A 15,065-nucleotide genomic window follows, 5' to 3' on the forward strand; every position below is an offset into this window, starting at 1 on the left:
TGATTAAAATATTTATTTTCACTAAAGACGAATAACTTTGCTTTCTCCGGCATATATACCGGCAGGAAGTTTTACCGTCAGACGGCTTACTCTTTTCTCCTCATCCCACTCGGATGACATATCCGGCCTATTCTGAACTTTAGCAGATAAAGAAAAAGAGAGCGACTCCAGATATCTATTAGGATCGGATACGGTTATCTTTACCGGTACATCCTTGTCGTATTCTAACATTATTATACAGGGATTTTCAGTGGAGAGTGATAACTTATCCGTGATTTTTAACGTACCGGGTTGGTAAAATACAGCCTGAACAATATTTAATTTCTTATGCCTTACCGCCTGTATCTCGTTGGAATTTTTTATAGTTTCTACCTGAATATTCTTCACTCTTTTATCCAATGAACGGGTTGGCACTCCAGGAATTACGACATACTCATATGTCTCATTCTGAGGATGAGTACCATGATTGATCCATAGCTTGAAAATCTCCCTACTGACTTCTTGCGTTGATATCCCGGCTTGCCTGTTAATCCCCGACCAACTTCCCCTTTGAGGCTGATTACCCAAATCGACTGTTGCTGGTTTCGGAAAAAAATAAGCTATTCCGTTATGATATATCCACTGTACCGAACTTAATCTTCTTTCTCCTTGCTCCGGAATAGTTTTTTTGTCATTCTCATTCACGACCACATCGCCCTTTAGATGAGTCTGATTAAGAGTAGTAACCACCGGATAATTTTCATCTGAACTGATTCCACTCCCTAAACAAACATATTCATCATCAAAGAAAAACCACGATTTCTTTGCTTTTGTTTTATCATGAGGACTTACAAAATCGAAAGCGGAGACATTGTATCTACCATCAGCAGCAGAACCGACAAAAGTTGTCAATCCCCATTTTTGTATATCCTTCTCAGGAATTAACTCCGGTTTTTGTAAAATTGTCGTACCTGGAATTTTTTGCCAATCAAATACGGGGAAAATATCGTAATATTCTGTTCCATCAACATATACATAATTGGCTCCATCCCCCAAATAATGATTCAATAATCCTTCGCCATTATAGGGTACTTCCATATTACAATTTCTCTTTGAATACATTCTTACGGAAGAGAAATAAGCAGGTCTTTGATGACTTGAATACTCGGACAAACAGAAGAATTTAGAGTATATCCCCGTTGATTTTGCATTTTCAGACCGGACTGAGATAATCTCCTGCAATTCTTTGCTTCTATAATCTGTCACTTTTAGCAATTTTTCGGGAGTAGATGTTCCCATAGCACGCAATGCACCGGAACGGCTTATACTTCTGTTTTTAGCTCCCAAATCGGGATATTTACCAAAAGCCATCATTTTACAGATACCATCAAGATAATAATCGACCAGTATCTGTATTTTTTCCTCGGAAAAAGAATAACCGGTATTGGCCACATAATCTGCCCAAACAGCAAAAACATCTGCAAACTGGAGACCGTATGATAATGTATTGTTCACCCTATCATCCCTATGATGAAAGCTGTAGTCATGCTGCATTCCCCTGCCTGTTTCAAATTTAATTTCGTTTTCAATGACTTTCACCACCTCTCCAAATCGCTTTTCATCTTCAAAGAACAGCAAATTCCGCGCATAGATATCCGCAATTTTTATCCTGTCACCGCTTGGGCGTGCTCCATCGGCTTCAAGATGTGCCCTGCCTACTATTGGCCGGGTTTTATGAACCAGATCTTTTGGTAATTCATCCCCCACAAGGAGCAACGTATTGGCTAAATCGTTTGGAGTACCAATTTCGTTGTTCCACCAATTCTCACAAATAAAATCATTTTTAACCCAGAAAGCCAGTGCTGCTTCAATCTTTTCCAATAATTCCTTATTTTTATAAAATGACGATGCAGGATTACGCCATGCCCGGGATAACATAACCAGACGTGAAGTATGTTTCGAATTTTCAAAAGCTGTCCTTGAAAGATCTTCATAATTGATTTCAGACCAGCATCCTTCACTATTCAACCCTCTCATTAACTCCTTTATATGATGATCATTTACACCTGAACCTAAAAGTCCATCGGTAATTCTATCTCTGATCACTCCCATATCAGGATTGGAGGAAATTGATGTCCTTGAAAATAATGTAAAGGACAGGCTTAAAAATATGACGATACAAGATAGTCTGTTCATAGCTTTCTACTGTGGTTAGATCATTTTTTGGCTACTGTTATACTATTTTCTCCTCCGGTATTTGGTGTCTTTAGCGTGAAAACGATCCTTGTAACTCCATTGGGCCAATAACGCTTTAATCCACCATCGGTTACCTCTATAAATTCAATTTCCGGGGCCAGAGCTTTCGAATCATACTTCATCTCCAATATAAAATTCTCGCCCTGAAGTAGTAAGCTCCCGGGGCTATTTTGTGAAATTTTACAGTAAGTAATAAAGTTCAGCGTGGTGGTATTATCAGGGGTCTTATTGAATTGATACACATCTTTTATAACAAACTGCTTTCCTCTATCCAACCGATAACTCCTTTCCCATTTTTTTATTCCTGCCTCTTTGGGGTATGCATCGCTTATATCAGTTGAGAAAATAACCTGTTTGCTGTCAGACTTAAAACCGGTATTTTTTGCTTTATACTCTCTGCCTGCCAACTGGTCAGAACCATTGATCTTTGGTATGTTATGATACTGAGATTGCATGGTCCATATTTCATAACGCCGGCTACTAAAAGTATGTGCAGTATATGTCTCCCGTCCCAGATCAATCAGGCAGGGTTTACCATTGAAATATAAAACACAGGAACCTAAATCATTATGATTATGGCTCTCCGCATTATGGCCACCTTTAGCAGCAAAGAAAAAACCTTCGGAGGTATCGGCTTTATCCCTGCCTCCTCCTACCTGAATATCGGGCAACCAAAAATCACTTATCAGCGCATTTTTAGCTGTTGCTTTACCGATTTCATCAAGATACATCAACTGCATAATTTGCTCATCAATTTTCTCTCCTGGTTTTCTGATTCCCCAATTTTGCTTTTCTGCTAAAAAAGCGCCAAATTGTTGCATCACGGGGTCCTGAATATCTTTTCCATAATTATAAATGATCGCAGGGCGCCCTCCGGTTGTGGCATCCGCATCAGCGAAGTTAATAAAATAGGGATAGTCTATATAAGCTTTATAGATGTAGGTTCCCATATTTTTAATAAGCTGGTTGTCATATACATTGAATTTACCCTTGGTTGCCCTTGCAAGTAAATCCAGGCATTGGTAAAGAGAGGCACCGGCTCTCCCCCAGTAGGATGGTCCTTCGTCGCACCCTCCATCATCAGGATATGAGTTTACAAAAGCATCCAACGAACGGATTACTTTCTCCACATTCTCGATCTTTCTTTGATGATCATCTTCCAGAATAAGAATAGCGGTAAGCATATTATGATTTGTCCATGGATTCCAGTTATTGACCGATCTGGAGTCAAATCCCATCCACCAGAAATCATTGCGTTCATAATACGGGATCACGGCTTTATTCATGATTTCCTGTTTCAACCTTTGTGAAATAAGGGGATGTATTTTATCAAACTCATCTTTGAAAAGAAACCAGGTCCATGAAAGCACATTGGCAATTTCACCTACTCCCAGATCGATGATCGGTTCATTCACATCGGGCAGACCATGTTTTGCTTTTTGGGACGATAAATGGGCCGACCAGCCCCACCAGGTCTGTTCACTATAATACCACACACCATTCACTATCTGGTCGGTAAACCGCCCTTTACCTTCGGCCAGCTCACCCATTACCAGCGATTGTAACGCATTGCTCGGTGCAGCATAGGCTCCCTGCCTTCTGTCTCCTGAACGGATAATCTCCAGATAGTCGGTCGCTCTTACTACAGGCCAGTTGTAATCTAAATATTTCTCTGCCCCTTCAATGTATTGCTTCCTGATCGTATCGGGAAGATTATTCCAGAAGTTCCGGTTTTTATAATCAGGAAACCCTAATTCAGAGAAGTCTTTTACCAGTACTTCCGATAGTCCGGTCATTTGAGATTCTTTCTGAAGAATATCCCTCTTTTCATAGGAAAAAGCATCAATCGAAATAACAATTATCAATGCTAAAAACAGTATTCTTTTCATATGATTAAAATTATTTATTTTCAATAGTGTCATATGACAATTGAGCGAAGCGAAATCGCCGACTTCCTTTAAAAGTATTAGCCGGAGGCAACTCGCTTTTAGTCATGTTCTTGTGTGAGAACATTTGCGTTAAGCTAAATGAGCAAAGACAAACTGGTTTGATCTTTGCCATAGCGAACAAATGACTAATTTTAGTGAATAGTTCTCATGCTCATTTCATTTCTCCAGATCTTTTTTACGTTTTAAAGCTTCCAGAAAATAATAATCGGCATAATTCAACGGGACATCTACCTCTGAATTATGCGGCAAACTTCCTACCGAATGCATCAGAATAAAATTTCCATTTTCACCTAACGAAGCCCTAAAATCGGGACCGGAAAGTGTATTCATAATTCTATCTGCCCATTCTTTATAGTTTCGTTTAGTTGAATACGCGGACAATTCATATAAAGCGGAAGCAAGAATGGATCCTGCTGAAGCATCACGATAGGTATCCGGGATATCCGGCGCATCATAATCCCAATAAGGAACTCCATCCTCAGGATAATTTGGATGATTCGCGATAAACTGAAGCGCGTTCTCAGCCTGTGCCAGATACTTTGGGTCTTTTGTTTTCCTGTAGCATAATACATACCCATAAATACCCCATGACTGGCCTCTGGACCAGGCGCTTTCATCGGCATATCCCTGATGAGTGTTTCTATGCCTTACTGAGCCATCTTTTTTACTGTAATCAATCACATGCCAGGTACTGTAATCCGGCCTGTAATGATTTTTGATGGTGTTGTCGGCATGGGTCACTGCAATATTATAAAATGTGGAATCTCCCGAAAATTCAGTCGCATCAAAGAGCAGCTCCAGATTCATCATATTATCGATAATCACAGGATATTCCCAATCTCTTGACGGACTGGCGTTCCACGATTGGATCAATCCTACAGCAGGGTCATAACGTGTGGATAACGATTTGGCCGCTTGTACAATTACATCTTTGTAATCTTCATTTCCAGCCAGCCTATATCCGTTCCCATAACTACAGCCTATCATAAAACCCACGTCGTGATTACCTGTATAATACTGAATCGTATCCAACATCTCGGTATATTTTATGGCTGTACTCTTCCAGTCTTCATTGCCGGTTAATTCATATATATACCATAAGCTACCCGGAAAAAAACCGGATGTCCATTCCTGTGGTGGTATAAATTTTATTTTCCCATCGATAAACGATTTCGGATTCAGTAATTTTTCCGGATTTTCTATACTTTCTAATAATAATCCGTACTGATCTGCAGCAAAGGCAACATTTTCATCAATAATATCTACTTTATCCGCCTCTTTATGCTGACAGGATTTTACACAAAAAACAGTAAAAACTAAACAAAACAGGAGTGAAGACTTTTTCATTTGCATCAACTTTAATTTTATACAACCAATGAATATTATAATTTCCCAAAAGTTCATATATTATTTTATTCACCTGACAATCTGATTTTTATTCTATCTTTTTTATTTTGGATCATCCACGCTGGGATTCTTAACTCTAATCGTTTCAGTCCCTTCATTTGTCGGTCAAGTTTCAACGGGGCAGGATGAAGAGATACAATCGAAAACAATAATTGGGGATGTGATAAATTTTCAACTTTAAGTCTTTTTCCTTCCTGCACCAAATTTACTCCATAATTTGTATATTCAATATCAGCTTGAGTAATTAATTGCCATGTAATTAATTTTGTAGAATCCAGTAACTCGATATCATCTTCAATGACCAGAGATGTATGCGTATCTTTAGCGAACGTTCTTTCTGCTTTTGCTAACCGGTTTTTAAAGGCAGGCGTTATATCTATTGTCGCTTCCGGATTACTTCCACCCTTGAATTCTTTTATTGTAGCCAATCCATCCACCACATGTAATTGATCATCTACCGTTAATGTGCTATGTCCATAATTATTTTTGGTCAGTAAAGTCCATCGCTCACAATCCTGACAGCTTCCCCAAAGATTAAATCCGGTTTTTTCCAGTTCATGATAATCCTGATTTCCCGGATCAATAACCCAACGGATTCCATTCAACTCGAAAATAAAAGAGCCGCCATCCATGTTTCCATGATTCACTGTCCCCCTGCCACCTTTTCCTCCAAAATAATATTGATGTGGATCATTTTCCCCACCTGTAAATATCACAATGGGATTCGGTCCGTCTCCTTTCCATGCGGTAGGAATTTTCATCTCCGATCTTTCCCTATACTGCGAAATCCAGACCAATGCGGCTCCACCTAACCGGTCTAACCTTCTCATCTGTTCAACCGGCATTAGAAATCTTTCCTCTTCAAAAAAAGCTTTATTTCCGGTTTTTGTCGCGAACCAAGCCAGTATGGCATCCCCATTCACACCTCTCTTGTCACCACAGTCGGCAAAATTATAATACCAGCCCGATGGAGCATTACAAAGGACTCTAAACAGGGCGCTTTCTTTAAACCCGGGATAATTGCCATATCCAAAATCATTTCCAAAAGCGCTTTCCAACATCGCGATCGTCACCACAGAAAAACTTGTTCCATACCCCCAATAAGTTGACCCTTCGGGATACACCCCATCCGGCATATAGGATGCAAGAGAGCGGGGTAATCCGTCAAGCGCCCTATGGATAGTTTTCGCAGCAAGTTCGGGATCCTTCTCTGCAATTGCAATAGAAGCCGCGATCATTCCTCCGTTACAAACCTGATTCCAATTATTATTTCCATATGCCCATCCGGGATTTTTCCCGTCTTCTGGCCAACTGGGTTGAATGCCTTTCTCAATCAAGGCTTTTTCGGCCAACCCGATGGTAGACTTTGGAAGATCACCCGCTGTCCAGTCAAGTCCGATAGCTACCGCCATCGCCATCTCTGCAACATCAAGAAAGTGGGACGGATTCCAGTCCCGGAAGTGACAAACGGCTACCAACTCATCGTTGATTCGCTCCAATATTTTTGGATCTTTATCGATACGGTATATCATTCCCAGCATGTTCATGCGGTAAAGCATTTCACGGGAAACCGACAACAGTCGCCGACCAATTTGAATCCGCTCCAACAAAGGCTCTTCCAGGATCTTTTCTGAATTCAGTTGAATAGCTTTATACATGTTCTGCGTTACCGGGTCTGTTTTTAATTTTTGCCTGAGAATCTGTTCGGCAGACCTGTTCAACACAAGCCGTGGTTGAGATTTACTCAGATTCTTCTTCAGGTATTGTGTTGTCATCGGATTGTTAAGCTTAGGGATATCATCCCGGTCTGAAGCTTGCACCATGCCCCTGGTCGACATGGATGAGAACATTATGATACACGACAATAAACCGATAAAATAAGTATGTTTTGTTTTCATATGACTAAAACTTTGTTCTTGGGTGAGAGCGATTACCATGCTCGTTTCATGTTAATATAAATTACATCCTCTTAAAAATAGAATAGATCAAAGAAGAACAGGTGAGTATACTTCCATTACAACATTCCTGTCCCTTATTACTAATGTTTCCTCTGCCTCATACACATGGGTACCGTCCGATACGGTATATTTTAATACGATACCATCTCTTTCTTTGTTGCCCCAATTGTATTTCTTTGATTGAAATTCCCCTGTCCCGGTAATTGTGTAGGGAGAATTATCAGGGGCAGCAACAGTACAGTTATTTCCATTGAAAGTAAGTATCATATTTAATGTACCTTCCATTATCTCTGACTGAAAAAATGCACTTAAAGAAACCTGATACCTTCCGGTTGTCGTTAATTTTACTGTCGGATTCTTTTCAACGTATTGCTGGCTGTAACTGTTACTTTCTACAACATTTCCCGACAGGTCTTTTATATTATTACTTCCATAATGAAAATATGTTCCGTGAAATTCATTGATATATTTTACCGCAAACATAGTAAAATTTTTCGGAGCAACATTCCATTGTGACACAATACGCGGATCTGCATTCGGATTAGGGGACTGACCGACCAGAATAGTATCCACATCATTAGAACTAATTAACCGTACAGGAACGACATATCTGTTTTTTGTCGCATCAGGATCACTGAAAAAGGCATCTGTCAACTGCACTTCTACTCCTCCATTTATTTTCCCTTTTGGTACGATGATCTGATTAGCGGCCAACTGGTAATAATTCGATGGCAGCGCTTTAATTTGGCTCCCACCGGCAGTAAACAGAATATTATCACATAGACTGTTGTCAACCTGTATATTAAAGATCCTATCCTTTTCATTGCTATAAACACCGCCAATCCCCACGGAAATAAGAAATTTATGAGCATTGTCATTAGAGTTATCATAGATATAATCTCCCAACACCAGCGTCCTTACAGGGAACTGATAGGGAAAGTAACCAGCCGTGTATTCATAATCGGGGTGTTCTATATCAAAGTTCCGACAAGAAGTAAAATATACTATTAAGAGGATCGATAAGAATATTATTTTTTTCATCTTCGTAAGTATTATTGTTTTAGTTTTACCATCCGGCATTTTGGGATATTCCGAATTTAACAACATCATTATTGGGTATAGGGCCATAGTGCATATAATCATTGTTATAGGCCCGTTGCTCGACTGTGAAATAAGAATAGACATTACCTTGAATAGTAACCCCTTTTACCGGTTCTGTCAAATCCTTCTTCCATCTGCGCAAATCCCAAAAACGGAACCCTTCAAAACATAATTCCAATCTTCTTTCATTCTGAATCAAAGCCCGCATTGCCTCTTTGTCCGTTACAGCAGCAAGATAAGCATCCGGTTGCTGGATACCGGCTCTTTGACGAATTGCAGATACTACATCCTTGGCGGAATATCCATGTGTGCCGCTACCAGTGGGACCCCACGCTTCATTCGCAGCTTCCGCATAATTCAAAAACAACTCTGTATACCGGATATGTGTGTTAAAATGTTTTTGATTGGCGGCAGATGCCGGATTGGCATTCACATCTTCCCGTAAAAGCTTTTTCAGATAATATCCGGTCCGTGTAGAGTTCGTGACGGAGTCCACGGCATTCACACCTCCTCCAACAGCTGTCCGGATAGTCGTATTCTTATATCTGCTTCCATCACGGATAATATAGAGATCCAATCTGGGATCCCTGTTTGTATAAGGATCGGAAGCATTGTAACCCGATTCCGGATGAGTGATCGGATAACCATTCACCATGGGAAAAGCATCCACCAGATTTTGAGAAGGATTTACCTGTCCCCTGCCAAACAAAGAGGGAGGAAAGTTATTCTCCTCTTTTACCCTATCTGTATAGATAGGTCTTCTCCATAGAATTTCAGGTATGTCCATTCTGTCGCCACTATTCAAGTCGGCAGCATCAATTTGTTCCTTCAGATAGAAGATATGTCCTTTGGGATCCACACCTCCTACACCATTAATCTCATCCAGTAATTCGGCATGATAATCAGCCGCCTTTGCCCACAGGCTTTGATCATTTGCCGGGTTAAAAGCAGGACTCGCTACTAAAAGGGCGAGGCGGGCTTTTATTGCTTTCGCATGCCTTCCGCTCATCCTCTGCTGGCTATAATTACCAAAAACGGTATTGTATTTATCCATAGGGATTCCGCTAAATCCGGAAGGAAGAGTCGACCTATCGCCATAATCCAGGGGAAGGTATTTCAGCGCCTCATCCAGATCCGCGTAAATATTTTTGACATATTCATCAAACCCTGCCCTGGATTTTGCAAAATCATCCTGGGCAACAGGATAAGTATCCAGGATCTGTAAACCCAACAGTTGTCCTCCCGGATCCAAGCCACCGTGATTCCTCAGCATAAAATATTTAAACAGGCCTCTTAAAGCATACGATTCTCCTGTCAATCTACGAACGTACAGGTCATTCAACTCCTCATCCGTCCATTTCCAGGGGACATCATTTACAACGGTCAGAAACTCATTGATATAGGTGATTGCCCTGTTAGAATTTGTCCAAAGATCCTGAGGATTATACAGGGATGACCATTCACCGGTCGCCATTCTCATATATGAACTGAACTTGTCATTTGTAACAGCATCGTCAGTGGCCACTTCATCAAACCGATAATCGTTGGTGGGAATAAAAGTATATGCCCTTATCAGCAATCCTTCGGCAAAATTCGGATCCTTTAATACTCTGTCAAACGTACTATGATTATCATCCTCCGGTTCCAACATGGTACATGCAGAAAACAGGAAAAGCAACCCTATAAACAGAGAAAATATCTTTTTTAATTTCATAATCATCTAATTAAAATTTTGTTCTTAATCCTATTGAGAATGTGCGGCTATAAGGATTCCCCCCTACGTTGGTCTCCCTGATTTTCTTATTCTTTGCAAACTGGTAGAGATTCGAAGCATCTATAAAAAGATCAAAATCATTCATTTTCATTGCTTTTATAAATGATTCAGGCATTTTATAAGTCAACTGCACTTTCCTGATCTGGAAATAATCATTGTTGTATAACCAGAATGTCGATCTCCGGAAATTATTATTATTGGAAACAGAACTTAACCTTGGGAAGGTCGCTGTACTTGCCGTTTCAGGAGTCCAGCTATTGAGCACTATCTCCGAATATTTATCATTTCCATCCACCCAATAGTAATCCCCCTCCATAAAAGTATCGGCACCTGAACGACCTTCACCCAGCGCGAAAAGAGTCAGGTTTTTATAGGAAATCTTCAAATGCATACCACCGGAAAATGGAGCTTGCCAGCGTCTCAGATAAACTTCATCATTTCCATCGATAACACCATCCCCATTTTGGTCTTTGTATTTTATATCACCCGGGCGAACGGCGCCAAATGATTGCCAGGGGCTATTATCTATATCTGCCTGATCTTTGAATAGACCGAGTGCCTCCAGCCCAAAAGTCGCATCTTTTGGATATCCTTTCCTGTATCTGTATTCATCGGCATATACTTCATCCACGATAAGCCTTTCCGAAGTTACATACAAGGCATTTACACCGAGTTGTAGATTCCAGTCACCAAAGGATTTATTGAAATTAACACCAGCCTCCAAACCGGTATAAGAATCTTTCTCAAAGTTTGAATAAGAAATAAAATCGTTATAAAATCCCGCATATTTACTGGAAGGACGAACGACCAAATCACTATAGATATCATAGAAAAAGTTGGCATTTAATCCAATCATTTTATCGAAAAACAACCCTTCAACACCAATATTTACCTCTTTACGTTTAGCAAATCCTAAATTTAGATTTTCCCCCCAGTTAGACATGACACCGCTTCTACTTCTTGTTCCTTCATACCAGTTATAGCTTCCTGAAGTGCCGTATCTATTATCATAATAAAAAAAATCAGCAATGGGTAAATCTGAATTCAGGATACCACCTGAAAGCCTAAACTTTAATAAATCGATATTGCTTGCCGAGGATAAGAACTCTTCCGAGCTCATGACCCATGCTAAACCAAGAGAAGGTGAAAAAGCACGTCGGTTATTGGGAGCCAATTTTACCGAATTGACATAGGCATTGCTGAAATCAACCATATATCTGTTATCATAGGTATATGCCAGACGCAGTCCTAAATGCGCATGTTTCACTCCCTGAAAGTCCAGAGTCTCTTTAAACTGGCTCCCATAGCCTATAAGAGAACCTGATACATTATGTATATCGTCGAAAGTCCTATCATAATTCAACAATCCGTAAAAACCGATCCTCCTCCTGAAAAGTGCACCTCCCACTGTTTGCGTACCCGGGCGGGCATCCTTTCCATATTGTTTCAGATCGATTATCTTATCTTCATTATCATCCCAAACCGCCTCATAAACAGAATATTGATTATCCACAGTTTGGTTATATACTGTATAATAATCGAAACTTAAATTGGTATGAAAAGAGAGCCCCTCCGTCAACATACCCAAATCGAAATTGATCCTGTTGTTAAATGAGAAGTTCCGGTAGATGTTTTCGCTGACTCCCCCGGCATACCCATTTCCAAAAGGCGTTGTTTGCTGGTTTATATTTCCTCCCAATAAATATTGTCCATTCACGTCATTCTTTCTTCCCAATAGCAATGTATTCTGGGGATCAATAAGATCAATGGGAATCAACGGTGTGTATTCATGCGGCTTCAGGGTGGCGGCATTGCCAAAATAATTGCCCCGTGCTCCTTTGCTCGTTCCAAAAAGAGCAGTAGCATCTATGGATGTGTTGATCCAGTCAATAATCTTTAAATCAACATTTCCTCTCACATTAAAAACGTTATTCCTTGCATTGGCCCCTTCTCCGAAATTCAGCCATGACCCTACAGAATTCATTCCTAAATTCAGGTAATATTTTGCCATCTCGTTCCCGCCTGAAAACTCACTTGCCACATCGACATAAGGTCTGAATGACCTTACATACTCGCTTGAATAATAATCGACATCAGGATACCTGTATTTATTACCGCTCCTGTAATTCTGTATCATCTCGTCGCTATATTGAGGTTCTAATCCATCATTGATCCGCGCCCGGTTATGATACGTCATATAATCTGCAGAATTTAAAAATTCAGGTAACTCTAATGGCGTGGATATACCATAGTTCACAGAGATATTTCTCCTGCTTTCACCTGTTTTTCCCCGTTTGGTCGTAATTAAAACAACACCGTTAATGGCCGCGCTTCCGTACAAAATTGCAGCATTCACATCTTTCAACACGGTTATATTTTCAATTTCCGACATTCTCAATCCACCGATATCCCGCGGTAGTCCATCCACAATAAATAATGCATTTCCTGAGAAAGTTCCACTTCCCGTCAGGTCTGCCACATCGATACTGATCCCTATACCCCGGATATTCGTATTTCCGAGCATCCCCATAGTTCTCCCTGCAAAAACTTCGCTAACCCAAATTGTATTGTCCTCTTCATTAATTGCCGGAGCATTCAAAGCGCTTACCGCCCCGACAATATTACCTGTCGTAATCCTTTTGAATGCTATATTTACCGTATCCTTCTTTTCCTCCCCGTTATCCAGTAATTCGTTTATTCCTGAGGAATCATTATTACCATGCCAGAAAAAGCCACTTGCAATAGTTGGAATATAATTTGAAAGGAAAAAGAGTATTGAAATAATTAAAATATACTTTTTCATCATTTGTGAAATTTTGTATTAATAATCTGAATTACCATCCCGGATTTTGAGGGAATCCTTCATATTGCTTCGTGAATTTAACCTGTATAGGTAACCAGTTGTGTTTTTTCTCCACTGTCCTGGTAACAATAACCCGTTCTTTGAGATTGACCGGTTTTCCGTCAGATCCCCTGTCAAAATCAATAGCGGTCTTATCCAAATATCTCGGGTCTCCATTTCTATTCCACCTTCGCAAATCACAGAAACGGGCTCCTTCAAAAGCAAGTTCTACAGCTCTTTCTCTAACTATTTCCTCAAAGAAAAGATTGTTGCTCGCCGTATATTTTGTATCCAGATCGGGTAATTGTGCCCTATTCCGAACCATATTCAATGCTTTTTCTGCCGTCATGGTATAATTCCCTGATGTTGCTTTGGGATTGCCATTGGGACTAAATAACACCGCTTCGGCATACATCAGATAGATATCCGATAACCTCAGATAAGGAACATATGCCTGTAATCCGTCAGCAATGGCGGTTGTGAAAGTAGGCCCTATCGGAGCATAACGTTTTGCATAATATCCTGTCACACTGGGAGGATTAATCTGAGATCTGTGACGTCCTCCATTGTATAACTGGGCAAACTTATCGTCTGCTAAAGATTGATGTATCTGGTCGCCATCAACAACAATATCTTTATAAAAACGGGGTTCTCTTCCCGTCCATGGATCATCAGGATCAAACCCTGATGCCGGGTCGTCAATCGGCAACCCATTAGCCATACCGTAGTTTTTGATATAATTGTGTGTAGGCACATCGGCATCGGAACCACTGTTCAACCCAAAAGAAGAAGGTACCTTAGCGCCAAGCGCCGACCATCTTACACGCGACCTGTCATAGATAACAGGCATCATAATACATTCCGTGCCACCCGGCCGCTGGTTATTCAGACGCCAAAAACAATCGGTCCATGTGTTCCATGGCTGCAACTTGTAGATTCCTGTTTTATCGGCCAGATCCAACAATTCACCGAAAGCTTGTGCTGCTTGCTGGGATAATGCAGGATCAAAAGAGTTATTCCCTGTCGCCTCCTCATTGATCATCGGACTGGCTGCATACAATAACGCCTTACCCAGATACCCCAAAGCATGGAATTTATTGATCCTGTCCATATTATGCCCCACTGTAGCCTGTCCCGGACCTGACGTATCCCAATGGTTGGGAAGCAAGTCTGCTGCAGCCCTGAAATCCTGTGCCATCAATTTCGCTGTTTCCTGAAAATTGAGTCTCTTAAATTCTTCTGTAATCAAACTTTCGGTCGGATCAAGCACCCTATTGATATAAGGCATACCTCCCCAATAACGGCAAATTTCGAAATAGAACCAACCCCGAAAGAATAAAGCCTGTCCTTTTATATGGTTTTTTTCTTCCGCAGTGCCTTCAAATAGTCCTTCCTGATCAATTCTATCCAGAGCCAGGTTTGCCACTCTTATCCCATACCATGCATATTCCCAGACACGCCTGTCACGGGAATTATCGCTTGTTACGTTTGCATTGACACCAAAGAAATAGGTTTCATTCCCCCAATAGTTTCCGTAATCGAAGTTATACGGTTTATTATTTAAGGTTTCATCTGCAAACAGATACTTGTTCCAGGCTCCTCCCTTATCGGGATCCATGATACATTTGTACATCTGCTCTACAAAACCCTGGAAACTGGTAAAGTTTCCAAATACGTCCTTTTCAGTAATATCCGCTTCAGGCGACTTATTCAGGTAGTCTTCACAAGAGAGCGAAAACAGCAATATCGCCACCATCAATATGCTACCGGTAATATATTTTTCAATTTTCTTCATAATT

At 40.5% G+C, this 15,065-nt stretch carries 8 protein-coding genes; all 8 read right to left on the reverse strand.

The genetic code is table 11. From position 1 onward, the window contains the following. Positions 1-21: 21 nt before the first annotated feature. On the reverse strand, positions 22-2,175 hold the full coding sequence (locus F597_RS0102325; protein WP_019538096.1) for a polysaccharide lyase family 8 super-sandwich domain-containing protein: 2,154 nt from the start codon (positions 2,173-2,175) through the stop codon (positions 22-24). A 20-nt stretch (positions 2,176-2,195) separates the two neighbouring features. After that, positions 2,196-4,124: a heparinase II/III domain-containing protein gene (locus F597_RS0102330; RefSeq protein WP_019538097.1), complete on the reverse strand. Its 1,929-nt coding sequence runs from the start codon at positions 4,122-4,124 to the stop codon at positions 2,196-2,198. A gap of 216 nt (positions 4,125-4,340) precedes the next feature. Then, positions 4,341-5,537: a glycoside hydrolase family 88 protein gene (locus F597_RS0102335; RefSeq protein ID WP_169337961.1), complete on the reverse strand. Its 1,197-nt coding sequence runs from the start codon at positions 5,535-5,537 to the stop codon at positions 4,341-4,343. A 59-nt stretch (positions 5,538-5,596) separates the two neighbouring features. Then, positions 5,597-7,489 (reverse strand): heparinase II/III domain-containing protein, encoded by a 1,893-nt coding sequence (locus F597_RS0102340; RefSeq protein WP_019538099.1) that lies wholly within the window; start codon positions 7,487-7,489, stop codon positions 5,597-5,599. Between the two features lie 87 nt (positions 7,490-7,576). Beyond that, positions 7,577-8,590 (reverse strand): DUF5627 domain-containing protein, encoded by a 1,014-nt coding sequence (locus F597_RS0102345; RefSeq protein ID WP_026327038.1) that lies wholly within the window; start codon positions 8,588-8,590, stop codon positions 7,577-7,579. A gap of 25 nt (positions 8,591-8,615) precedes the next feature. Next, positions 8,616-10,364 carry a RagB/SusD family nutrient uptake outer membrane protein gene (locus tag F597_RS0102350; protein WP_026327039.1) on the reverse strand — a complete coding sequence of 583 codons (1,749 nt, stop codon included), beginning with the start codon at positions 10,362-10,364 and terminating at the stop codon, positions 8,616-8,618. Positions 10,365-10,374: 10 nt separating this feature from the next. Next, on the reverse strand, positions 10,375-13,230 hold the full coding sequence (locus F597_RS19995) for a SusC/RagA family TonB-linked outer membrane protein (RefSeq protein WP_019538102.1): 2,856 nt from the start codon (positions 13,228-13,230) through the stop codon (positions 10,375-10,377). A gap of 28 nt (positions 13,231-13,258) precedes the next feature. Beyond that, entirely contained in the window at positions 13,259-15,061 is a 1,803-nt protein-coding gene (locus F597_RS0102360; RefSeq protein ID WP_019538103.1) for a RagB/SusD family nutrient uptake outer membrane protein, read from the reverse strand. Between the last annotated feature and the right edge of the window lie 4 nt (positions 15,062-15,065).

This window comes from Proteiniphilum acetatigenes DSM 18083, from assembly GCF_000380985.1.
GTDB lineage: Bacteria > Bacteroidota > Bacteroidia > Bacteroidales > Dysgonomonadaceae > Proteiniphilum > Proteiniphilum acetatigenes.